General features: G+C 56.9%; 20 protein-coding genes and 1 tRNA gene. 10 read left to right on the forward strand and 11 right to left on the reverse strand.

All coding sequences use genetic code 11. The features are described from left to right. Nucleotides 1-47: 47 nt before the first annotated feature. Nucleotides 48-1,244 carry an MFS transporter gene (locus ACLI1M_RS04070; protein WP_411706677.1) on the reverse strand — a complete coding sequence of 399 codons (1,197 nt, stop codon included), beginning with the start codon at nucleotides 1,242-1,244 and terminating at the stop codon, nucleotides 48-50. Nucleotides 1,245-1,366: 122 nt separating this feature from the next. Here ACLI1M_RS04070 and ACLI1M_RS04075 point away from each other — a divergent pair, with 122 nt between their 5' ends. The 3 genes from ACLI1M_RS04075 (at nucleotide 1,367) to mfd (ending at nucleotide 6,490) form a co-directional block, all read left to right on the forward strand. Next, nucleotides 1,367-2,083 carry a trimeric intracellular cation channel family protein gene (locus tag ACLI1M_RS04075; protein ID WP_023021917.1) on the forward strand — a complete coding sequence of 239 codons (717 nt, stop codon included), beginning with the start codon at nucleotides 1,367-1,369 and terminating at the stop codon, nucleotides 2,081-2,083. A 159-nt stretch (nucleotides 2,084-2,242) separates the two neighbouring features. After that, a complete protein-coding gene (locus tag ACLI1M_RS04080; protein WP_239208004.1) occupies nucleotides 2,243-2,848 on the forward strand; it encodes a TetR/AcrR family transcriptional regulator in 606 nt (201 codons plus the stop codon). Then, on the forward strand, nucleotides 2,849-6,490 hold the full coding sequence (gene mfd, locus ACLI1M_RS04085) for a transcription-repair coupling factor (RefSeq protein WP_340440230.1): 3,642 nt from the start codon (nucleotides 2,849-2,851) through the stop codon (nucleotides 6,488-6,490). On the opposite strand, the gene ACLI1M_RS04090 is transcribed toward mfd, so the two are convergent. Then, nucleotides 6,491-7,966 carry an amino acid permease gene (locus ACLI1M_RS04090; protein ID WP_340440231.1) on the reverse strand — a complete coding sequence of 492 codons (1,476 nt, stop codon included), beginning with the start codon at nucleotides 7,964-7,966 and terminating at the stop codon, nucleotides 6,491-6,493. Nucleotides 7,967-8,023: 57 nt separating this feature from the next. Here ACLI1M_RS04090 and ACLI1M_RS04095 point away from each other — a divergent pair, with 57 nt between their 5' ends. The 3 genes from ACLI1M_RS04095 (at nucleotide 8,024) to eno (ending at nucleotide 10,753) form a co-directional block, all read left to right on the forward strand. Next, on the forward strand, nucleotides 8,024-8,617 hold the full coding sequence (locus ACLI1M_RS04095) for a MazG nucleotide pyrophosphohydrolase domain-containing protein (protein ID WP_239205309.1): 594 nt from the start codon (nucleotides 8,024-8,026) through the stop codon (nucleotides 8,615-8,617). A 6-nt stretch (nucleotides 8,618-8,623) separates the two neighbouring features. After that, nucleotides 8,624-9,385: a lytic transglycosylase domain-containing protein gene (locus tag ACLI1M_RS04100; RefSeq protein ID WP_308767404.1), complete on the forward strand. Its 762-nt coding sequence runs from the start codon at nucleotides 8,624-8,626 to the stop codon at nucleotides 9,383-9,385. A gap of 90 nt (nucleotides 9,386-9,475) precedes the next feature. After that, the gene (eno, locus tag ACLI1M_RS04105) at nucleotides 9,476-10,753 is read left to right on the forward strand and encodes a phosphopyruvate hydratase (protein WP_023021909.1); all 1,278 of its coding nucleotides are present in this window, start codon (nucleotides 9,476-9,478) and stop codon (nucleotides 10,751-10,753) included. On the opposite strand, the gene ACLI1M_RS04110 is transcribed toward eno, so the two are convergent. The 3 genes from ACLI1M_RS04110 to ACLI1M_RS04120 form a co-directional block, all read right to left on the reverse strand. Next, nucleotides 10,743-11,918, reverse strand: coding sequence for an HNH endonuclease signature motif containing protein (locus ACLI1M_RS04110; protein WP_340440234.1), 1,176 nt, complete (start codon nucleotides 11,916-11,918; stop codon nucleotides 10,743-10,745). The genes eno and ACLI1M_RS04110 overlap by 11 nt on opposite strands. Before the next feature lie 119 nt (nucleotides 11,919-12,037). Beyond that, nucleotides 12,038-12,622 (reverse strand): hypothetical protein, encoded by a 585-nt coding sequence (locus ACLI1M_RS04115; RefSeq protein ID WP_301732730.1) that lies wholly within the window; start codon nucleotides 12,620-12,622, stop codon nucleotides 12,038-12,040. Nucleotides 12,623-12,659: 37 nt separating this feature from the next. Then, nucleotides 12,660-13,187, reverse strand: coding sequence for a ribonuclease (locus ACLI1M_RS04120; RefSeq protein WP_340440236.1), 528 nt, complete (start codon nucleotides 13,185-13,187; stop codon nucleotides 12,660-12,662). A 98-nt stretch (nucleotides 13,188-13,285) separates the two neighbouring features. On the opposite strand from ACLI1M_RS04120, the gene ACLI1M_RS04125 reads away from it, so the two are divergent. The 4 genes from ACLI1M_RS04125 to ACLI1M_RS04140 all read left to right on the forward strand — a co-directional run bounded on the left by ACLI1M_RS04125 (nucleotide 13,286) and on the right by ACLI1M_RS04140 (nucleotide 15,492). Continuing rightward, nucleotides 13,286-13,846: a septum formation initiator family protein gene (locus ACLI1M_RS04125; protein WP_239205314.1), complete on the forward strand. Its 561-nt coding sequence runs from the start codon at nucleotides 13,286-13,288 to the stop codon at nucleotides 13,844-13,846. Nucleotides 13,847-13,854: 8 nt separating this feature from the next. After that, nucleotides 13,855-14,403 carry a DUF501 domain-containing protein gene (locus ACLI1M_RS04130; RefSeq protein WP_411706678.1) on the forward strand — a complete coding sequence of 183 codons (549 nt, stop codon included), beginning with the start codon at nucleotides 13,855-13,857 and terminating at the stop codon, nucleotides 14,401-14,403. Between the two features lie 10 nt (nucleotides 14,404-14,413). Next, on the forward strand, nucleotides 14,414-15,379 hold the full coding sequence (locus tag ACLI1M_RS04135) for a Ppx/GppA phosphatase family protein (RefSeq protein WP_023021903.1): 966 nt from the start codon (nucleotides 14,414-14,416) through the stop codon (nucleotides 15,377-15,379). 39 nt (nucleotides 15,380-15,418) lie between these two features. Further along, a tRNA-Leu gene (locus tag ACLI1M_RS04140) sits at nucleotides 15,419-15,492 on the forward strand. Between the two features lie 994 nt (nucleotides 15,493-16,486). On the opposite strand, the gene ACLI1M_RS04145 is transcribed toward ACLI1M_RS04140, so the two are convergent. The 6 genes from ACLI1M_RS04145 to ACLI1M_RS04170 form a co-directional block, all read right to left on the reverse strand. Further along, nucleotides 16,487-17,401 (reverse strand): hypothetical protein, encoded by a 915-nt coding sequence (locus ACLI1M_RS04145; protein WP_411706679.1) that lies wholly within the window; start codon nucleotides 17,399-17,401, stop codon nucleotides 16,487-16,489. A 12-nt stretch (nucleotides 17,402-17,413) separates the two neighbouring features. Beyond that, entirely contained in the window at nucleotides 17,414-17,650 is a 237-nt protein-coding gene (locus ACLI1M_RS04150; protein ID WP_411706680.1) for a hypothetical protein, read from the reverse strand. Nucleotides 17,651-17,652: 2 nt separating this feature from the next. After that, nucleotides 17,653-17,787 carry a hypothetical protein gene (locus tag ACLI1M_RS04155; RefSeq protein WP_411706681.1) on the reverse strand — a complete coding sequence of 45 codons (135 nt, stop codon included), beginning with the start codon at nucleotides 17,785-17,787 and terminating at the stop codon, nucleotides 17,653-17,655. Between the two features lie 315 nt (nucleotides 17,788-18,102). Then, complete coding sequence (locus ACLI1M_RS04160; protein WP_411706682.1) at nucleotides 18,103-19,617, reverse strand: AAA family ATPase; 1,515 nt, start codon at nucleotides 19,615-19,617, stop codon at nucleotides 18,103-18,105. Continuing rightward, the gene (locus ACLI1M_RS04165; RefSeq protein WP_411706683.1) at nucleotides 19,618-20,163 is read right to left on the reverse strand and encodes a hypothetical protein; all 546 of its coding nucleotides are present in this window, start codon (nucleotides 20,161-20,163) and stop codon (nucleotides 19,618-19,620) included. 149 nt (nucleotides 20,164-20,312) lie between these two features. After that, nucleotides 20,313-20,618, reverse strand: a complete 306-nt coding sequence (locus ACLI1M_RS04170; RefSeq protein WP_411706684.1) for a hypothetical protein — start codon at nucleotides 20,616-20,618, stop codon at nucleotides 20,313-20,315. Between the last annotated feature and the right edge of the window lie 76 nt (nucleotides 20,619-20,694).

The raw sequence follows: 20,694 nt of genomic DNA on the forward strand, positions 1-20,694 counted from the left end.
TCGAGTCTAATTCTTATTCGGACTACATCCTATAGCCCGAGTGCGATTTATGTGTGAGAAACCTCTTTCAGGCTGCGGGCGCGCCACACCCCGAGAAAGCCGATGAGGGCGAGGAATAGCAGGGCCGCCTCTGGCCCGGCCAGCGCCACCACGGAGGAAATGCCACCGACGACGAGCAAGATGATGCCCATCATCGTATTAGCCGCACCTACGTACTGGGTGCGCTTATCGCCACCGGCCATATCCACCACGTAGGTCTTTCGCGCCACTCGAATGGCCGTGTGAGCCAGATTCACGGCGAAAAAGCCAATGGGCATGACCCAGGCATTGACCCCATCTGGGGCCCAATGTGAGCTGGCGACCAAGAGCACCAGCACGATCGAAGCCACGGCCGCTCCCACCGCCATGGTGTTTTTGGAGGACTTATCGGAATACACCCCGGAGATTCGCCCGCCCACCAGCGAGGCTAGCCCCGAGGCAAGCACGAATCCGTACAGCCCGGACAGGTTGGTGCTAAGCAGCACGATAAAAGAAGTTGAAAGCGCCGATACCAACAGCAGCGCGCGGACGATGACAAAGTTGCGAAATTGTCCGTCGCTAGTAAAAAGCTGCCAGGTATCTTTCCACCACTGCTTATCGATGCCCCCTTCGGTTTCCTCTGGCACCGGCTCATCCACGCCCGAAAATACCCACGCGGCGATGGCCCACGTGGCCGCGCCAACACCGAGGACCGTGCCCATCATGGGGATACTGAGCTCACCCAAAAAGTAAAGGATAACGCCGGTCAGCAAAGTGGCACCGCCTCCGAGTGCTGCCGCGCTACCGGTTACTCGGCCGCGCGCACCCTTGGAAATCGTGCGCGCCTGTACGTCCTTGCCCGCAATCGAGCACAGTGCGCGGAAAAGGGAAAGGGCCGCCAAGGCCAGCAGTGTTACTACACCCAGTGCCGTCCCACGAAGGAAGAATGCTGCTAGCGCGATGACCGCGGCGGACAGTGCTTGACCCAGTGAACCGATGATCCACAGGCGCTTGCGGGCCCTATGCGTGGTCACCCACGGGGTCAGCGCCGCCTGCGGCAGCATCGAACCAGATTCGCGAATAGGGGTGAGCAAACCGGCGAAGAAGGCAGGCACGCCGGCTGCACTAAAAAGCGCTGGCAGCACCGTCTTGGCTGCCACAATCTGATCACCCAAATTTTGCAGGCCATTGGACCAGATGAAATACCGGGCATTGGATTGAGACATGAGAAATTCGATCTTTCAGAGAAACGAGTTGGTTAAATTAAAGCCATGTTGACACGCCGGAGACTAAAACACGGCCGCAATCACGCCGAAATTCTACCCGTGGGGCAGGAGGCCTAAGAATCATGCATGATGTTGATCCCCTCATCAATTCCCTCTATCAAGCCTTTGACCTCCTTGGCGTGGTGCTAAACGGCATCATTGGTGGCACCATTGCCCGCCGCCGCGAATTCGACATCGTGGGTTTTGTATTCCTCGCCCTCTTTTCTGGGCTGGCCGGTGGCATGATTCGTGACATGCTCATCGCAGATGGGGCAGCGGCTGCGATTTCAGATCCGTGGTACCTCGGACTCGCCTGTGGAGGAGCCCTCGTTGCGTTTCTTATCGATCTTAAGGGCAAGGCATGGGAGCTTTTCCGCGAACATGGTGATGCCATCATCCTCGGCGTCTGGTCCACTACCGGTTGCGTCAAAGCACTCACGCACGGCATGCCACTTATTCCCTGCGTTTTCCTTGGCGTGCTTACCGCGGTGGGCGGCGGAATGGTTCGCGACGTAGCTTCTGGGCAAATCCCCTCTATCTTCGGCGGCAGCCCTCTTTATGCCGTGCCGTCCATCCTGACCGGCATCGTTATGGTGACCTTCGCCCACAACGGGCAATTTGCCCTCGGCATGATCATTTCCCCCATCGTCGGAAGCGGCATGGCCATCTTGTCTTATTGGCGCGGCTGGGTGTTGCCCCGCGCTGGTGTAGCCCCCGTTAATTACACCGCGGCCCAGGTGGCTGCGATTGCGAAGAAAGCCGAGCTCAAAGGCTTTCGACGCGGCAGGAAGAAAAACTAAAAAGCTTCCCCACCAGGACTCGAACCTAGAATGACGGTACCAAAAACCGTAGTGTTGCCGATTACACCATGGGGAAACACAGCAAATTGCTGTAGGCATAGCGTACCTGACACACCCGGGTAAATCACAAATTGCGGGGCGAGGGATAGGGTAGAAGGTATGGCTCGACAAAGGATGACCGGCCGAGAACGGCGCGAACAACTCATTTCCATCGGACGCACCGCATTTGCGGAACTAGGGGTTGAAGGGGCCAGTGTCGAAGAGATCGCGGCTCGCGCCGGGGTATCCAAGCCCGTTGTCTATGAGCACTTTGGGGGTAAGGAAGGCCTCTATGCGGTCGTTGTTGACCGCGAGATGTTGGCACTGGAAAAGGTCATTACTGATTCTTTGGAAAACGGCAGCTGGCGCGAGCGCATCGAGCAGGCCGTGATGGCCATCTTGACCTATGTTGAGGAAGAAACCGATGGATTTCTCATTCTGGTGCGCGATGCCAAGCCGGGCGATGAACGCAGTTTCTCCACGCTGTTAAATTCCGCGGTAGGCCAGGTGTCTTATATTTTGCGAGAAGCGTTTGAACACCGTGGTATCCAGCCGGATTTGGCGGATATTTATGGCCAAGCGCTGGTAGGAATGGTATCTACCACGGCGCAATGGTGGTTAGATGAGCGCAACCCGGACAAGGAAGTCGTCGCCACGCATATTGTCAATCTATGCTGGAATGGTTTGTCCGGTATGGAACTAAAGCCCAAGCTAGGAGGCAAATAGATGGCGACCCCAATGCTGGCCGGCTTGCTCAAGGTAGCAGCCTCGGACCCCAAGCTTAAGGGCATGATTTCTCATGTGGGGGAAGACCTCCACATCACAGGTTTGGATCAGTCTCGGCCGTGGGCCTTGGGAACTTTGGCCCATCACGCCCCGGTGCTGGTGGTGACCGCCACCAGCCGCGAGGCGGAAGACCTTAGCGCAGAGCTTACGGCGATGCTGGGGGAAAAGGTGGCCATGTTTCCGGCATGGGAGACACTGCCGCACGAGCGTTTGAGCCCTGGCGTCGACATCATCGGCCGCCGCGCCCAGGTTTTGCACAACTTGGACAATGCGCAGGTCATCGTCACCGCTGCCCGCGGGCTGTCCCAGCCTATCCTCAAGGAAGTGGAAGGTCGTGCTCCCATTCACCTCGAAGAAGACCATGAGTATGACTTCGATGAGGTGGTCCGTGAGCTTGAGTTCCGCGCCTATAAACACGTAGACATGGTGGCCAAGCGCGGCGAGTACGCCACCCGAGGTGGCATTATCGATATTTTCCCCACCACGTTGGACTATCCGGTCCGCGTTGAGTTTTGGGGCGATGAGATTACCGATATCCGCCAATTTTCCGTAGCTGACCAGCGCACCATCCCGGAAATCGAGGTCGGCCGCGTAGATATTTTCCCTGCCCGCGAGCTTCCTATTACGGATGCTATTGCTCAGCGTGCGGCCGACCTTGCCGTCAAGCACCCCGGTAATCCCGCCTTGGTGGAGCTTTTGACCAAGGTGAGCGAGCACATTCCGGCCGAAGGCATGGAGGCGCTTTTGCCCGTGCTTTCCGATGCCCCCATGATCACCCTCCCCGAATTCCTCCGCCCCACCACTCACGTGGTGATGGTCGGCCCGGAGAAGATTCGCCGCCGCGTCGCGGATTTAGAAAAGACCGATGCTGAGTTCCTCGCCGCTGGCTGGGAAGCCGCGGCTATGGGTGCTGATGGCCCATTGGCCACCGAAGGACTCGATACCGAGGCCTCGAGCTACCGCTCCTATGAATCGCTCGAGGTTTCCATCGGCGAGTCCGACCTGCCGCTGTGGACTTTTTCCCCACCGGGAATGCTTGCCGCCCCAGAAGAAGAGACCCTCCCACTCGAATTCGAGCCAGGGCCCACCCCGCGCGGCAATATCGAAGAAATCGATGCCATGATGGCCCAACTCCTCGCGCATACCAACGCCGGGGGCCGTGCGGCCTTCATCGCTCCGGCACAGGGCGCTATCAAGCGCATGGTGGATCGCTTCGCGGAAAAGGGCATCCGCACTAAGGTTGCTACCCCTGGCTGGGAGCCCACCGCCGGAGAAGTCACCCTCTATCAGGCGCTAAGCCATGCTGGATTGGTGTTCCCCAAGGTGAAAAAGCCTAAGGACGCCGAGGCCCTCCCGCTGGTTGTCGTCACCGAAACCGATCTGACCGGCAACCGCGTAGGCGATATCGCCGAAGCGAAGCGGCGCCCCGCCAAGCGCCGCAATAAGGTCGATCCGCTTGCCCTAAAACAGGGCGATTTTGTGGTGCACGAAACCCACGGCATTGGCAAATTCTTAAAGATGGCCGAACGCACCATCCAGTCCGGCGATGAGACCAGCCGCCGCGAATATATCGTGCTCGAATACGCACCCTCGAAACGTGGCCAGCCCGCCGACCAGCTCTGGGTCCCCATGGACTCTCTGGATTTGCTGAGCAAGTACACCGGCGGCGAATCGCCCCACCTGTCTAAGATGGGCGGCTCCGATTGGAAGAACACCAAGAAGAAGGCGCGCGCCGCAGTACGCGAAATTGCGGGCGAACTCGTTGAGCTTTATGCCAAGCGACAAGCAGCACCCGGCCACCAATTCGCCCCTGACAATCCGTGGCAGGCGGAGATGGAGGATAATTTCCCCTTCGTCGAAACCGAAGACCAGATGCTTGCAATCGACGCCGTCAAACAAGACATGGAATCTACGGTGCCGATGGACCGCGTCGTCGTCGGCGATGTGGGCTATGGCAAGACCGAGGTGGCCATCCGCGCTGCTTTCAAGGCCGTACAAGACGGCATGCAGGTGGCCGTTTTGGTGCCCACTACGCTGCTAGCCCAGCAGCACTTTGATACGTTCAGCGAGCGCATGACCGGCTTCCCCGTCAAGATCGAGGTGCTCTCGCGCTTTACCTCGAAGAAAGAAGCCAAAGACATCTTTAAGGGCTTGGCCGATGGCAGCGTCGATATCGTCGTCGGCACGCATCGCCTCCTGCAGACCGGTGTGCACTGGAAGGACCTTGGTCTCATCGTCGTAGACGAAGAGCAGCGCTTTGGTGTGGAACACAAGGAACATATCAAGGCTCTTAAAGCCAGCGTGGACGTGCTCACCATGTCCGCTACACCTATTCCGCGCACCTTGGAGATGTCCATGGCGGGCATTCGCGAGATGTCTACCATCCTTACCCCGCCGGAAGACCGCCACCCCGTGCTGACCTACGTCGGTGCCTATGAAGACAAGCAGGTCGCCGCGGCCATCCGCCGCGAGCTGCTGCGCGATGGTCAAACCTTCTTCATCCACAATAAGGTCTCTGATATTGAAAAGAAGGCCCGCGAGCTGCGTGACTTGGTACCTGAGGCTCGCGTCGTCGTCGCGCACGGCCAGATGAACGAGGAAGTGCTGGAGCAGACCGTCCAAGGCTTCTGGGACCGCGAGTATGACGTTCTGGTGTGTACCACCATCGTGGAAACCGGCCTGGACATTGCTAATGCCAATACCCTCATTGTGGAAAACGCTCACCATATGGGCCTGTCCCAGCTGCACCAGCTGCGTGGGCGCGTGGGTCGTTCCCGTGAGCGCGGCTATGCCTACTTCCTGTATCCGAAGGGCGCTACGCTTACGGAAACCTCTTATGACCGCCTTGCCACCATCGCTCAGAATAATGACCTTGGTGCAGGCATGGCAGTAGCCATGAAGGACTTGGAGATGCGTGGTGCCGGTAACGTGCTCGGTGCCCAGCAGTCTGGCCACATTGCCGGCGTTGGCTTCGACCTTTACGTCCGCCTTGTTGGCGAGGCGGTAGAAACCTTCAAATCTCTCGCTCGCGGCGAAGCTCCTACCGTGACGGATGAGGGACCGAAAGAAATCCGTATCGATCTCCCCGTGGACGCGCATATCCCGGAGGCTTATATCGATTCCGAGCGCCTGCGCCTGGAGGTCTACCGCAAGCTTGCAGCCTCGCAAGATAACGATGACCTCAAGGCCGTCATTGAGGAAATGGAAGACCGCTTTGGCCCGCTGCCACAGGAGGTCTTACGCTTACTGTCCGTCGCCCGCCTGCGTCACCAAGCGCGCCGCGCCGGTGTATCGGATATCACTGTGCAGGGCACCCGTATCAAGTTCCACCCAGTGGAGCTGCCGGATTCCAAGCAGGTGCGCCTCAAGCGTTTGTATCCAGGATCCAGCTTCCGCGCGGCGGCGAAGGCCATCAATGTGCCATTCCCCAAGGCGGGGCGCAATGTTACCTCGCCGAAGCTGCGCGATACCGAGCTCATTCAGTGGGCGGCGGATTTCCTAAGCGCGCTTTTCGACGTCGCTCCCGTCAACGTCAGCGGCGCCCAGCCCGCTTCCTCGAACGTGGTGAGCGTAGGGGAGTAGCTAGAGCGTGAGCCAGCCGGTGCTCAAGCCCCAAATGGCGGCGGCGGCACCGGCCAAGACAATGGCCACCACGCACCACTCGAACGTGTTAAAAATGCGTTCCTTCTTCCACAAACGGGTACCGACATAGGGGATAAGGCCGGGTACTACGGCCAGCGCGCCGAGCAGGACGTAGACGGGGTCGGCCGCGTAAATCAGCCACAGGGAATAGATGAACGCGAGCAAAGAGATCATCAAGTGCTTGCGATTGTCCTTACGGCTTACCTCTGGTCCGGAAAGATCGAACTTGATGCCCGCCTGCGGGTGAGACAGCCCCTTGCCACGCAACGTCAGAAGCAATAGGTACAGGGAAGAAAAGATATACGGCAGCAGATACATGATGGTCGCTAGCTGCACCATGGCGTTATAGGACGCCTCGTTGAGGTAGAAGACGATGATGAACAGCTGGATAGACATCGTGGAAATCAGCTGCGCTACCCACGGCGCGCCCGCCACGTTGATGGTGCCGATGCGCCGGGGAATGAGGCCGTCGATGGCCATCATCACGATGGGCTCGGCGCACAACATTTGCCAGGACACGTAGGCGCCCAGAACGGACAAGCACAGTCCGATGGAGATGAGGGCGCCGCCCCAGGGGCCGGTGACTTCGGTCAGCACGGAGGCCATGGAATTATCTGGCAGCGCGGCCAATTCTTCCTTGCTCATGACGCCAAAGCTCAAGGTGGACACAGAGACCAACAGTGCCAGCACGGAAAAGAAGCCGATCACGGTCGCGCGGCCGACATCGGTGCGCTTGGAGGCTTGCTTGGAATACACGGATGCTCCCTCCACGCCAATGAAGACCCACACGGTAAAGAGCATGATTCCTTGGACTTGCTCGAAGACGCTGGCCTCGGAAGCACGTCCCCAGAAATCCACGGTGAATTTATCCCAGCTGAACCCGAGGAAAGCAATGAGCACCACGAAAGCCAAGATGGGCACGATCTTGGCAATCGTGGTGATGAGGTTCATGAAGGCGGCCTGCTTGATGCCGCGGGCGAGTACCGCGAAAATTCCCCACGACAAAAGGGAGACGGCGATGGCGGAGGACCAGTAATGGTCGGCGTCGAAAAGCGGCAGGTAATGGCCCAGCGTATTGAAAAAGAGGGTGGCATATCCCACCTGCGCCATAACGGAGCCCAGCCAGTAACCCCAGCCCGAGGTAAAACCAATAAAATCGCCGAGGCCGGCGCGCACATAGGAATAGACGCCAGAATCAAGGTGCGGCTTGCGGCGGGCCAAAATCTGGAACACAAAAGCCACAGAGAGCATGCCGACGCCCGCTACCAGCCAGCCAATGAGCATCGCGCCTGGGCCGGCAACGGAGGCAATGTTTTGCGGCAGCGAGAAAATACCCGCGCCAACGGTGGAACCGATAATGAGCGCGACGAGGGTCCACAACGTCACGGAGTGGGATTTATTCTGGCTGGAGGTCATTGGCTTAAAATACCTTGAATAGCCCCATAATGGGAACTCGGGCTAGACTTTGTGCACATGACTGTGCTGTTGCTCGATGAACGCTGGCCCACCATGATCCCCATGCAAGCACACGGGAAGCTACGCGGCCCCGTTTACTTCACCGGTGAAGTTCCGGTTTCCGTGCGGTGGAACTTTTCCGATCTCCTCGTAGGGGAAGATTCCATCGGAACCTTAGTCAGCACCGACGAATGTGATCCTGAAACCCGCGCTCGCATAGCTACTGGGGAGTCGGTCATCCGGGCCGAATCCCTCGCGGATCCCGTCATGCAGGCGCGCCAGACTATGGCCACTGCGCGGCGCATTGGTGAATGGGAGCGTGAACAAACCCATGCCTCCCTTTTGCCCTACCTTGAGGAAGAATCCGCCGAATTCGCCGCGGCCGTGCGCAATCGTGAGCCGGAAAGCGAGATTCTCAAGGAACTGGGCGATATCTTCCTGCAGGTCCTTTTCCATGCGGAAATCTCTGCCTTTTCGCTTGACGACGTCGCCCAAAGCTTCGTCACCAAAATGCGCGCCCGCGCCCCTTACCTTTTTGATGGCACCACTGAGATAGTCGATGTTGACACGCAAGAGCGGCTGTGGCGCGCAGGCAAAGGAGATGTAGGATAGCTTCCCATGAAGAGGCTGCTGCAGATATTCGGGGGCTGCGGGGTAGCCGTAGTCGTGATCATCGCGCTAGTAGCATGGCTATTGACTGGGCACGGTACTTCTCAGCAGCCCGTACCTGAAAACATCCCGCCCGTTGAAGGTAAAGCGGTCGCGCACATTGACGTCAATGCGCCCGGGCGCACCGCAGATAAACTCACCTACTGGGCCTCTGACTTAGCTGATCGCACTGGCATCCCGCCGGCCGCCCTGCGTGCCTATGGCAATGCTGAGCTCATTGCTCAGCAAAAGTGGCCCAATTGCCACCTGCGTTGGAATACCCTTGCCGGCTTGGGCTATGTAGAAACACGCCACGGTACCTATAACGGCAATTGGTTTAAGCACTCCAAGCTTGACGACGCCGGCTACCCCCAACCCCCCATCAACGGCATCGCCCTCGATGGCCTGAACAACACGGCCCACACCCCAGACACCGATAACGGCGAAATCGATGGAGACTCCGAATACGATCGCGCCGTAGGCCCAATGCAATTTATCCCCACCACGTGGGAAGCGGTGGGCGCTGATGCCAATGGTGATGGGAAGGCTGATCCCAACCAAATCGATGACGCCGCTGTTGGGGCGGCCGGACTTTTGTGCTTCGGTGACAGAGATCTCTCTAACCCAGATCAGTGGAAGGAAGCAATCCTAAATTACAATCAGTCCAGCGACTATTTGCATAAGGTTGCGCACGCCGCCAATGCTTACTCAGTTCCACAAAGTGCCAAGTAGTGTCACACGGCTACGTTTTCTGCAACAATTGAGAACGTGGCTGGGCCGGCTGGTCCAGAGCGAACATTTTGATGAGGAGTGAAGAACAGCATGGCTGATATCATCCACACTTTCGCCCGCGAGATTCTCGATTCCCGTGGCAACCCAACCGTTGAGGCAGAGGTATTCCTTGACGATGGCGCCCGCGGCGTAGCAGGCGTTCCTTCCGGTGCCTCTACCGGCGTGCACGAGGCCCACGAGCTGCGCGACGGCGGCGAGCGCTACCTGGGCAAGGGTGTTTTGAAGGCTGTTGAGAATATCAATGAGAAGATTTCCGATGAGATTGCTGGCTTCGAAGCTGACGATCAGCGCCTCATTGACCAAGCATTGATTAGGCTGGACGGTACCGATAACAAGTCTGAGCTGGGCGCTAACGCTATCCTGGGCGTTTCCATCGCCGTAGCCAAGGCCGCCGCAGAGTCCGCTGCACTGCCGCTGTACCGCTACATCGGTGGCCCCAATGCTCACGTACTGCCAGTGCCGATGATGAATATCCTCAACGGTGGCGCACACGCTGACTCCGGCGTTGACGTCCAGGAATTCATGATTGCCCCGATTGGTGCTGAGTCCTTCGCTGAAGCTCTGCGCATGGGTGCCGAGGTCTACCACGCACTGAAGGCAGTGCTGAAGGACAAGGGCCTGTCTACTGGTCTGGGTGACGAGGGTGGCTTCGCTCCTTCCGTTGATTCCACCAAGGCTGCTCTGGACGTCATCGTTGACGCCATTAAGAAGGCTGGCTACGAGCCGGGCAAGGACGTAGCCCTCGCGCTCGATGTTGCTTCCTCCGAGTTCTTCAAGGACGGTAAGTACCACTTCGAAGGCGGCGAGCATACCGCTGAAGAAATGTCCAAGGTTTATGAGGAACTCATCGATGAGTACCCGATTGTCTCCATCGAGGATCCTCTGCAAGAAGACGATTGGGACGGCTACACCGCCCTTACCGCCGCCATTGGCGAAAAGGTACAGATTGTTGGCGATGACTTCTTCGTTACTAACCCTGCCCGTCTGCAGGAAGGTATTGAGAAGAAGGCTGCCAACGCACTGCTGGTGAAGGTAAACCAGATCGGTACCCTGACCGAGACCTTCGATGCTGTCGAGCTGGCTCACCGCAATGGTTACCGCACCATGATGTCCCACCGCTCCGGTGAAACCGAGGACACCACCATCGCTGATCTGGCTGTCGCACTGAATTGTGGTCAGATCAAGACCGGTGCTCCAGCCCGCTCGGAGCGCGTAGCTAAGTACAACCAGCTGCTGCGCATCGAGCAGGAGCTGGGCGACGGCGCAGTCTATGCTGGCCGCTCCGCATTCCCACGCTTTAAGGCTTAATCGCCTCCTTGTGTAGCGCCCTCGTATTACTGCGGGGGCGCTTTCGCATGTCCAGATATTGTTGCCAAGTTTGCTTCCAATTCACGGTGCGCGGTGCCAAAGGTCCTTGGGCGCGATCAATCTCGAAGGTGCCGTCCGAAAAGAGCCAGACGACGTCCCCAGTGATCGGATCCATGATGTACTGCGCTCTTCCATCGGTCTTCACGTTGTGGTGGTGCTGACACAGCGTTACCAAATTATCGACGCTCGTCGGTCCACCGTCGGCATACTCCACTCGATGATCGAGCTGGCAATAATGCGCTGGCATTGAGCACCCTGGCCAGCGACATGTGGCATCGCGACCGTGGACCCATGTTCTGATTTGTTCGGTGGGAACGTAAGAAGAAGTTTCTTGCGGGCACAGCTCACGAGTCATGGAGTAACTATTTAATTGCTCCGTAAGTACGCACCACCCCGCCGAAGGGATATACACCCGAGATGCATCATCGCCAGATGCATAAGTATTAATTACTACCTTTGTCTGGGTTCGGTTAAAGATTAACGCCTCCAAAGCCTCTGGTTTGGTGATGTTTTTCTTTCGCGCTGCTTTGTCGATATGGCGGGATATAGCGCTGGCGGTGGCTTTATCCGTTTTTAATGTGATGGTGGCTTGGCCTTTGGAATAGGAGATGGAAACGGATCGCTCGATTTCCTTTTCAATATCTGGCATGAGTATCCCGTCGATATAGTCACGCAAGAACCTCCGGATTTCGGATTCTGTGGGGACATGCTGAGCAGGTTCCTTTGGGGTAAGGAAGTCCGCGAGGGCGGCATCGACTAGTTGGATGCTTTCTGCGTCGTCGCCAAGCGGGGCAAGTTCGGCATCAATTACGTGCAGCCGCGGGAGGTCTAGGATCCAATGTTCGGTTTGCACCGCTGTGGTCAATGGCAATTCCTGCATGCGTAGGTGGGAGCGGAGCGCGGATAGAACTCGCCAGTAACTCAGACCCACACGCTTAGATAGAGCGGCGGTGGTGCATTCGACATCGTCCTCTAATCGTGGAAGCACAGATTGGTACAACTGCCAAGATTGAATGCGCTGGAGCAAGGCCAGGAGGCAGACGGTGTCGTCGAGGTTATTGGTGGAAAAATAGGCCTTCTTTGACGGTGTGTCGGTAGCTGTCACAAAATAGTCCCCCTGAAATAAATCGCACACCTAATCGAATTTACGTCCCTTAGTCTAAAACACTCATTCGAGTCCTGCAAGGCCAAAAGCGAAATTGTGTGCGAAATTGCAGGGGAGGGCTATAGGCTGAAGATAGCGTCAGCGACTGCTTCGAGTTCTTTATCGGTGTATTTATCACCGCATGTTGCCAGAGAGCCAACACTGGCCATGTATAGGCTGAATAGCCTGTCTTCAGGAGGGGCATCGGCTGATATATCAAGCGCTTCGTAGACGGGGGCGTATTTCTGATCAAACTCTTCGGGCTTGGCGGCAAGCTCCGCAAGTGCGCCTTCGCCATGGGTTAGCAAATACTTGGCGTCGTCCAGGATCTGATCATTGTTGCAAGCAACAGCACCCGCCTTCTTCAGGGTCGTGGCATTGACCTCGTAGCTGGTGGGGCCTTCTTCGGCCTCGGAAGCTCCGGAGGCGAACACATTCAAATAGTAGTCCGGAATCGTCCCATGCTCTTTGATGTGGTAGATGAAGCCGCTCTTGGTATTGAGATCGTAGCTTCTGCTTGTGGTGGTGGGAACCTCGCTGCTGGTAGTGCTGTTGGGCGTGGAGGATTTAGTCTGGGCGGTAGATTCTTCCTCTTGGTCGGAAATGCTGCAGGCGCTCAGTAGAGTGCCGACGGCTACTAGTAGAAGAAGGCGCTTGAGGGGCATGACTATTCCTTAAGTGAGGGGAATATGATTCGAGCCTTTAGCTCGTGTGCATGGACGCCGCGACCTTTTCCAGTTCTTCATCGCTGAACTCATCGCCACAGGACATAACAGCCCCCAGCGGGGTCATCGCTGCGGCCATATACTTGTCATTATCAGGTGCGTCATCGGGGATGTCGAGGGCCTCAAAAACGTCACCATATTTTTCATCGGGTCCGCCTGCTGACGTTACAGCTTTACCTAGCTTGTCCGTATCGCCTTGGAAGAAGTCCTTTGCGATTTGCAGCAGTTCGTCATTCTTACAGGTAACTTCGCCGGCCTTCTTGACGGACGCTGCGTTGGCTTCAAAGCTCTCCGGCTTATCGTTCCCGCCTAGCTCCTTAGCATCGTGGTCGATGTAATCATCTGGCAGGGTCTTATATTCCTTGAGGTAGTCGGCCATGCCGTCTTGGGTGCTTAGATCGTAATCGTCGCCGTAGACGGGATACTCACCGTCTTGGGCAGAGGGACTGCAGCTGGCGAGAAATAGGCTTGCGGTAAGTACGGGTAGGAGGCGCTTGAGGGACATAAAAATTCCTTACTGGGAGGGAGAATTTCTTTTAGTGTACCCAAAATGCGCGTGCCAAGTCTCTGTTACGGGAGTGACGACGCTAGGATTGGAAACCTATGGCACGCGAAAGAAAGATGCAGCGAAACCGGAGCCGCACTAGGGTTCCGGTAGCCTCGCGTGCTGCAGATGTCCGTAAAGCTCAGCGCGCACAACTAAAGCAGAAGCAAAAGCCAGACCGGATGAGTATCGCCGGAGTAGGCGTGATCATGGCTATCGTGCTGGTTGTATTGCTGGTTATCGCTGTTCCCCTGCGCAATTACTATCATGGCCGGTCCGAAATTGCCCGCTTGAATGAGTCAATCGCTGCCAAGCAAGATGAAAAAGCTGCTTTGCTGGAAAAGATTGATAAATATAAATCCGATGAGTACATCAAGCAGGAGGCGCGGCGCCGATTCGGGGTTGTTGATGAGGGCGAAACTGCCTATCGCATCATTGACCCGCAGATTAAGCCGGAAGACCAGCTCACCACAGACGGTCAGAAGGAAGAAGATTCCCGCGACTGGTATGAGGTCTTGTGGGATTCCGTGGCTGAACCCCCTAAAGAAGAAGCGCCATCCGAGCAGGTAAATCATCTTCCGATTGAGCCGGCACCGGAAGAGAAAGCGGATGTGCGATAATTGTCCGCATGACCGTCACTGATGCAGACATCGCTGTAGTAACTGAGCAATTGGGCCGCACTCCGCGCGGAGTGCTGGAGGTTTCTTATCGCACGCCAGCTGGCCGGCCTGCGGTGATTAAGACAGCGCCCAAGCTTGCCGACGGCACTCCATTCCCCACCCTCTATTACCTCACTGACCCACGGCTTACGGCCGAAGCTTCACGCTTGGAAGTTGCCCACGTCATGAAGTGGATGGAATCCCGACTGCGTGAGGATGAGGACTTGGCTGCTGATTACCAGCGTGCACATGAATACTTTTTGTCCAAGCGCAATGACATCGAAGATCTCGGCACCGATTTCTCCGGTGGAGGTATGCCGGATCGCGTGAAGTGCCTGCACGTGCTCATTGCCTACGCCCTGGCTGAGGGGCCGCAGCATTTCCGGTTGGGAACTGAAGCGGTAGCTATGGCCGCCGACCATGGCAAGCTTCGAGGAAGTGCCATCCCCCAGGATTGGCCCACGGTAGAAGATTTGGGAATTGACCTAGCGCAGTTCGAGTTTTCTAACGCGGAATAGGAGGAATGCTATGACTCGCGTTGCTGCGATTGATTGCGGAACAAATTCGATTCGTCTGCTCATCTCTGAAGTTCAAGATGATGGCAAGGTCCGCGATATTACTCGTACGATGGAAATCATCCGTCTGGGAGAGGGCGTGGATGCCACAGGTGAAATCGCCCCTGCGGCTCTTGACCGTGCACGCGTGGCCCTGGAGGGCTATGTTCGCCAAATGAAGTTTGAAAAGGTCTCCCGGGTGCGGATGGTCGCTACCTCTGCTACTCGCGATGCCAAGAATCAGCAGGAATTCTTCGATATGACCGCTGAGCTGCTCGGCCAAATCCAGCCAGGTGCTCAGGCAGAAGTTGTTTCGGGCGAGGAAGAGGCCCTGTTGTCCTTTAATGGCGCTGTGGCCGATTTAGAGCCGGACCGCGGTCCATTTTGCGTGATTGATCTGGGTGGCGGCTCGACTGAGTTCGTTGTAGGAACGGCGGATGGCGAAATCTTGGGTACTCATTCGGCGCGCATGGGGTGCGTCAGGCTGACCGAGCGCATCATGCGCACCGATCCACCTACCGAATCGGAGATCGAGATCGCTTCGGAGTACGTCGGTGAGCGAACAGCCGAGGTCGAGGACATAGTACCTATTTCTAAGGCTCGTACCATCGTCGGCTGTGCGGGCACTTTCACCACACTGTCCGCACTGGCGCAAGGCCTCGAGCGTTACGATGCCGATGCCATTCACGGCTCTGAGCTCCGTTTCGGTGCCCTGCGCGTGCTCTTGCAGCAGCTTATTGCCCTGCCTTCCGACGTCCGCGCCCTCAACCCCGTCATTCACCCCGGCCGTGCCGATGTCATCGGTGGTGGGGCAGTAGCCGTGGAAGGTATCATGCAACTAATCGAGCGAAATTGCGCTGCGCGTAGTTTCTTCATTAGTGAAAAGGACATTCTCGACGGCATTATTGCAGGTCTTGCTGCAGAGGGTACCCCTCGTTAACTCTTGCGGGGGAAGGTAGCCTAAAATATTCCTTGCCTTGCCCCCATAGCCCAATCGGCAGAGGCAGTCGACTTAAAATCGATTCAGTGTGGGTTCGAGTCCCACTGGGGGCACTACTACCAGCGGAAACGCTGGGAAATAGTGACGGGACAGTGAAAACTGTCCAAAAAGTGTCCAAATAAAAATCCGCCCTGACCTGCAATGCCAGGTTGGGGCGGACTCGTTTAAGGCGGGGAAGAAGGCCAGCGGAGGACATGTGAGGAGAGCGAGGGGCGTAGTTACTACAGTCCTCCCCGTCTTCACTGTGTTGATTCGTGCCGTGTTTGTGGTTCGCCGGTGGGTGCGCTTGGCTCTAATCAACATAGCTCCCGGACCTAGCCCACAAGTTATTGATGGGGAACCGTCCGCCAGGACGAGAACATTAGAGCAATTTCAAGAAACGGTCCTGGCGCGCCGCATCCAAACGACGAACCTCACCATTCACCTGCTCCGCAATATCCCACCCCAGCCGCTTCAGGCTCATAGGCGTCAACCCCAACCGATCCGCGCACTGACGAACCTCACCAAACAGCGCGGCGTTCGGTTCCCCACGCTCCAACGCTTCACGTGCTGCAGTGCGAACGAGAAGATAATTAGCAACCTCCTCAACACACCGCAAACGCTCCCATTCGACCGCTTGGGGCATCTTCCATAGTGCGGCCCACCCGGCCGGCGCTCGGCCCTCTAGCGGCCATGCAGGGGCCTTCCCGGGCCTGCCTTCATAAGGCAGCACCACACCCCCAAGATTCTTACCCTGATTCCTCCGACTATTCGGATTCGCAACCGGGCCTGGCATACTCCATCACTCCAATCATTTCGCCAAGAAAACTACCCTCAGAATAACCCTAAAAAATATACACAGCCATGCATAACGCGAAAATAGGCCGAAACCCTCAAACTTGCATAAACCGCTGGACACTATGCCTTCCGACCGAATTTCAGGACCCCAGAGGGGCATCCCCCAGGGGTTTATGCAAGTTTTATACACACTTTATGCATGGTGTGGTGCGGGGTGGTGTGATTATGCGGAACACCCCGCGGCCGTGGTGGCGTTGGGGTGTGTGGTGTTTATTTCACCCAGCCTTCTTCCCATGTGTTGGGGTCGTGGGGTTTGGGTGAGTTGTTCGGGTTGGTGCGGCCTTCTCCGCTCCTTTCGGATTCTTTGGTTAGGGCGTGTGTTTGGCCTGCGGTGTTGAAGGCCTTGGCGCGGCGGCGGATTTCGGCGACTGTGCGTGGGAAGGAGAAGGTGATTCCGTCCCATTCGCCTGTGATGATTCGGTGGACCTCGTTGGCTTCTTGGATGCTCTTGGCGTGGGAGACTCGTTGGTGAAGGTGGGCGTCTTCGTCTTGGTAGTTGACGCGTGCTCCGGTGCCACCGATTCCACGCAGGTATTCGAGGACGAAGAGGTCTGGGACATCAGCGACCGCTGCGGCGCGTGGTGCGCGTGCTACTTCGGCAACGTAGGCCATAAGGGCATCGATTTTAGGGTTAGTCTTGGCGACGGTGGAGAGCGCGGTGGCGTGCTCTGCGATGCCGCTCATGGGGTCGTCGAGGTAGGGTGCGACTTCTTCAACGGCTTTGGCGAACTCCTTCTCAACCTTGTCGAGTGGAAGTGTCTTGAGGACATAGTTGATTTGCTCGTCGCTGGTGAGTGCGCGGTGTGCCTGCGAGTTGAGTACGTTGGTGACGGACTCGTTGTCGTTGGCGATCATTGTGGCGCGGGTGGCTGCGGTTGTGGCCTGGTCGTAGATGCCTTCCCATTCATCGGGGCTAGCGTTCGTGATGCTGGCGCTGGTGTTTGGTGTGCCGTTCATGGCTGCGAAGGTTGACCATTCGTTGAGCTTGACGATGGCTTCGCGGGCGGCGGGGCACTCGGGGTCTTTCTTGATTCCCCACATGAGGAAGAGGTTGTCCAGTGCTTGGCGGCTCCACGTGTAGAGCGTGTCGGTAGTGATGAATGAGTTGGGGACTCCGGCTGGCATTGTTGTTTCTCCTTATCGGTAGAGTGCTTCTTCCATTGCGAGGGCGAAGAGTTCGCCCGTGCCTTTAGGTTGGAATGGTGTTGGTGTTCCGGCTTCGGGAACTGGTTGCGGGCGGCGTGGCCCTGGCTTGGGTTCCTGGTGGTCTGCTTCCTTGTCGGGTTGTGGTGGGCCGTTTAGTGCTTCGGCGGCTGCTGCTGCGAAGAGTTGGCCCGTTGATACGCGGTAGCCGTTCTCGTCGAAGTGAGTCATGTTTATTCTCCTTGTGCTTGGTTGAATGCGGCTGCGAACTTGTCGGCCGTGGTTTCCTTGTCGGAGGTGACAGCGCCCTGGATTTCTTTGAGGGTGTTGAGAATCTCGTTGAGGATTTCGTTGGTGTTGTCTTGCATTGTGTTTCTCCTTCTGTGTGTTGTTGTTTGTGTCTTCGGGGTTGGGGTGTGGTTGGTGGTGGTCGTGCGGGGTGTGGCGTACTCATGCGGCTTCTCCTTGGTGTTGCTTTTGATTGAGGAAGTACTCGTCGGCGTGGTCGACGATGCTGTCGGCGAGTTGGTAGATGTGTTTGTCTTGGACTTCGAAGCTGACTTCTTGGCCCTTGCTGGTTAAGAGGGAGACCGACAGGCGGTCGTGTCCTCCGATACGGCCCACCCTTTTGATGCGGAGTGTTCCGTCACGCCACGGGTTATGAGGAAGTCGGATACGGATCCTCATGCTGTCTCCTTTACGGCTAGGAGGTATCCGCCTTTGACGTTGCGGATGATTACGCCTTGGCTTTCCATTTGGTCTAGTTCTTCTCCTGTGGTGGCTCCTGAGCCGGTGGCTTCTTTGACTTGGCGCATGATGGCTCCGAGGTTCATTGGGTGGGTGGTGCTGAGAGTGTTGATGATGGCTGTTTGGGTGGTGTTGGTGGTTTCTGGCCCCCAAGTCACGTGGGATGTTGGGATGTTGGGATGTTCAGTGGTTAGGGGTGGTTTTTCAAGGTCCCGGTCGGGATGTTGATTGTTGTTCGGGATGTTGGTTTCAAGGTCCCGAGTGGTAGGGGAAGGTCCCGGCTGGGATGTTGATTTATGCCCCTTGACCTGTGAAGGTCCCAAGGTCCCAAGGTCCCATGTGTGTTGGGGGGATTGGATTTCCCCTGGTTTATGGCCTTTGAGATACCAGTGCCACTTCTTATCAATCTTGGTTGTCTGAACTCCCCAACTACCGCGCTTATTCTGGGCGGTCTTCCAGGCCATGCCAGCAGCCTTGACCTCCGCTTGCACCTCAACGGCTGGGGCACTTCCCCCGCATTGGTCTAGGAAGTCTAGGACTATCGTCTTAAGCTCGGCGGTGCTGTTTCCTTCGCCTTGGTCACGGAGGATTTCACCAACTGTTTGCTCTGATTCCCCAAGGAGTTCGAAGACTCCGAAGTCGTGGGATACACCATCTTCTCGGGTGAGTGTGCGGGATGCGATGCGATACTTCCATGCCGCGCCTTCTAGCCCGATAGAGTTCTTCTCAACACTCATAACGCGCTCGTCACTGTCTGGAAGTTTGGTGAAGCCTAGTGCGCAGCGGGTGACTTCTCCGAAGGCTGACGAGCCCGTGATGCCAGCTACTACGTCTCCGTTTCCGGATTTGTTGAGGTGTGTGATGGCTAGGACAACACCGTCGATTTCTTCGGCCAGTCGAGTCCAGGGCTTGAGTTTGTCTCTGACTTCGTTATTGCGGTTGGCGTCGATGCCGTTCATAAAGTTCATGATGGGGTCGACGATGACGAGCTTCACGCCGTGCTCAATGCAGAGGTTGATGATGGTGCGCATGTCATGCTCGGGAAGGATGGCGACTTCTTCCGTGGTGCCGTCTGGGGCGTGGAAGTCGACGCGGGGGCGGATGATGCGGTTCATATCCGCTCCGGATGCGATAAGGCCGGGGATGACGTTGTATTTAATGTTCTCTTCGGCGGCGATATAGAGGACGTTGGCGGGTGTTCCGTAGAGTGCGCCGGGGAGAGTGCCGCGACTGACTCGGGCGGCTGTATCGCGTCCCCAGGATGACTTTCCTGCTGCGGGGCGGCCTGCAGCCATTGACATGGCTCCCATGGGCAAGATTCCGGTGGTTTGGCCTTCGTGTTCGAGTTCCCACATGAATACCGGGATGTCCCATTCTTGGCCGGCCAGTGTTCGGAAGGATACTCGTCGACCGAAGGGCGCTTGGGCGCTGTTAGTGGTGTTGTCACTCATTTATGCGGCACCACCCTTCACGATGTGCATCGTCTTCGTGCTGAGCTTGGTCATGCGACCGTAGATTTCGAGAAGGTCTTGGCGGTCACGGTCCATTTGCGTGCAGAGGTCTACAAGTGGGGCGGTCATGCTGTTGGCCCCGGCGTAGATTTCGGAGTGGCGAAGCCTAAAGAAGTCTTCGGTGATGCGGCGCGCTAGTTGTGGGAGTCGAGCTTTGTTTAGCTCTGGTGGGGTGTCTTGGGGGCTGATGAACTGGAGCCACGTGTGGCCCATACCGTCGTTGTCGAGGTCTCCGTTGTTGACGAGGACTTCGTTGACGTCGGTGGCGACAAGTGGGTCCAGGCCGTGGCCGTCGCGGGTTGCTATATCAGCGGCGGCGCGGATGGCGTGGTGAATGGTGCGTGCTTGCCAGTTGGCCCCATAATCGTCTTCGTCGACGAGGTTTAAGGCTTCGATGGCTTCGTGTGCGGATAGCTTTCCGCTGATGAGGATTCGCAGATATTCATGGGCGTGTTGCTCATGCATCTGGGACGAGTGAGTCGTCAACTTGAGTACTCCTAAAACAGGTCTGGATTGTTTTGGTTATTCAGTTGTTTTTTCTCGGGTCGCCCGCGCTGTTTGCCACCACTGTTTGCGTGGGCCTGGTGCCCTCCAGCGGCTCGAACGCTGGTGCCTGCCAGTAGGGCTAATGGGGGTTAGTAGTAGTGAGGGTCATACGGGAACTTGTTTAAGTCCGTATTCCGAAGCGCTTCGACCGCAGCGTTCGCCATAACTTCAGCGATTAGGTAAATGTTGAAGTCGTATTGGTCAATGTGCTCTGCCAGGATGTCGAAGAGGCGGTCTTGAATACTCGATTCGAGGTAGAGCGGATTCATCTCCATGTCGGAATATCCGTAGTCGCTGCGCATTGCGCAGTATTGGTCAATGGTTTCTTTGCCGTCATAGGTCTCCTTGGTGATGTTCATCTCGGGGATGTACTTCGGCTTGGTTCGGCGTGCCATGCTGGTGCTCCTTATGCTGCGAGGGTGTTGGGGAGGTCGAGGTGCTGGAGTAGGTCTTCGGCGTCAGCAACGAGAA

Source organism: Corynebacterium sp. LaCa54 (genome assembly GCF_046717495.1).
GTDB lineage: Bacteria > Actinomycetota > Actinomycetes > Mycobacteriales > Mycobacteriaceae > Corynebacterium > Corynebacterium kefirresidentii.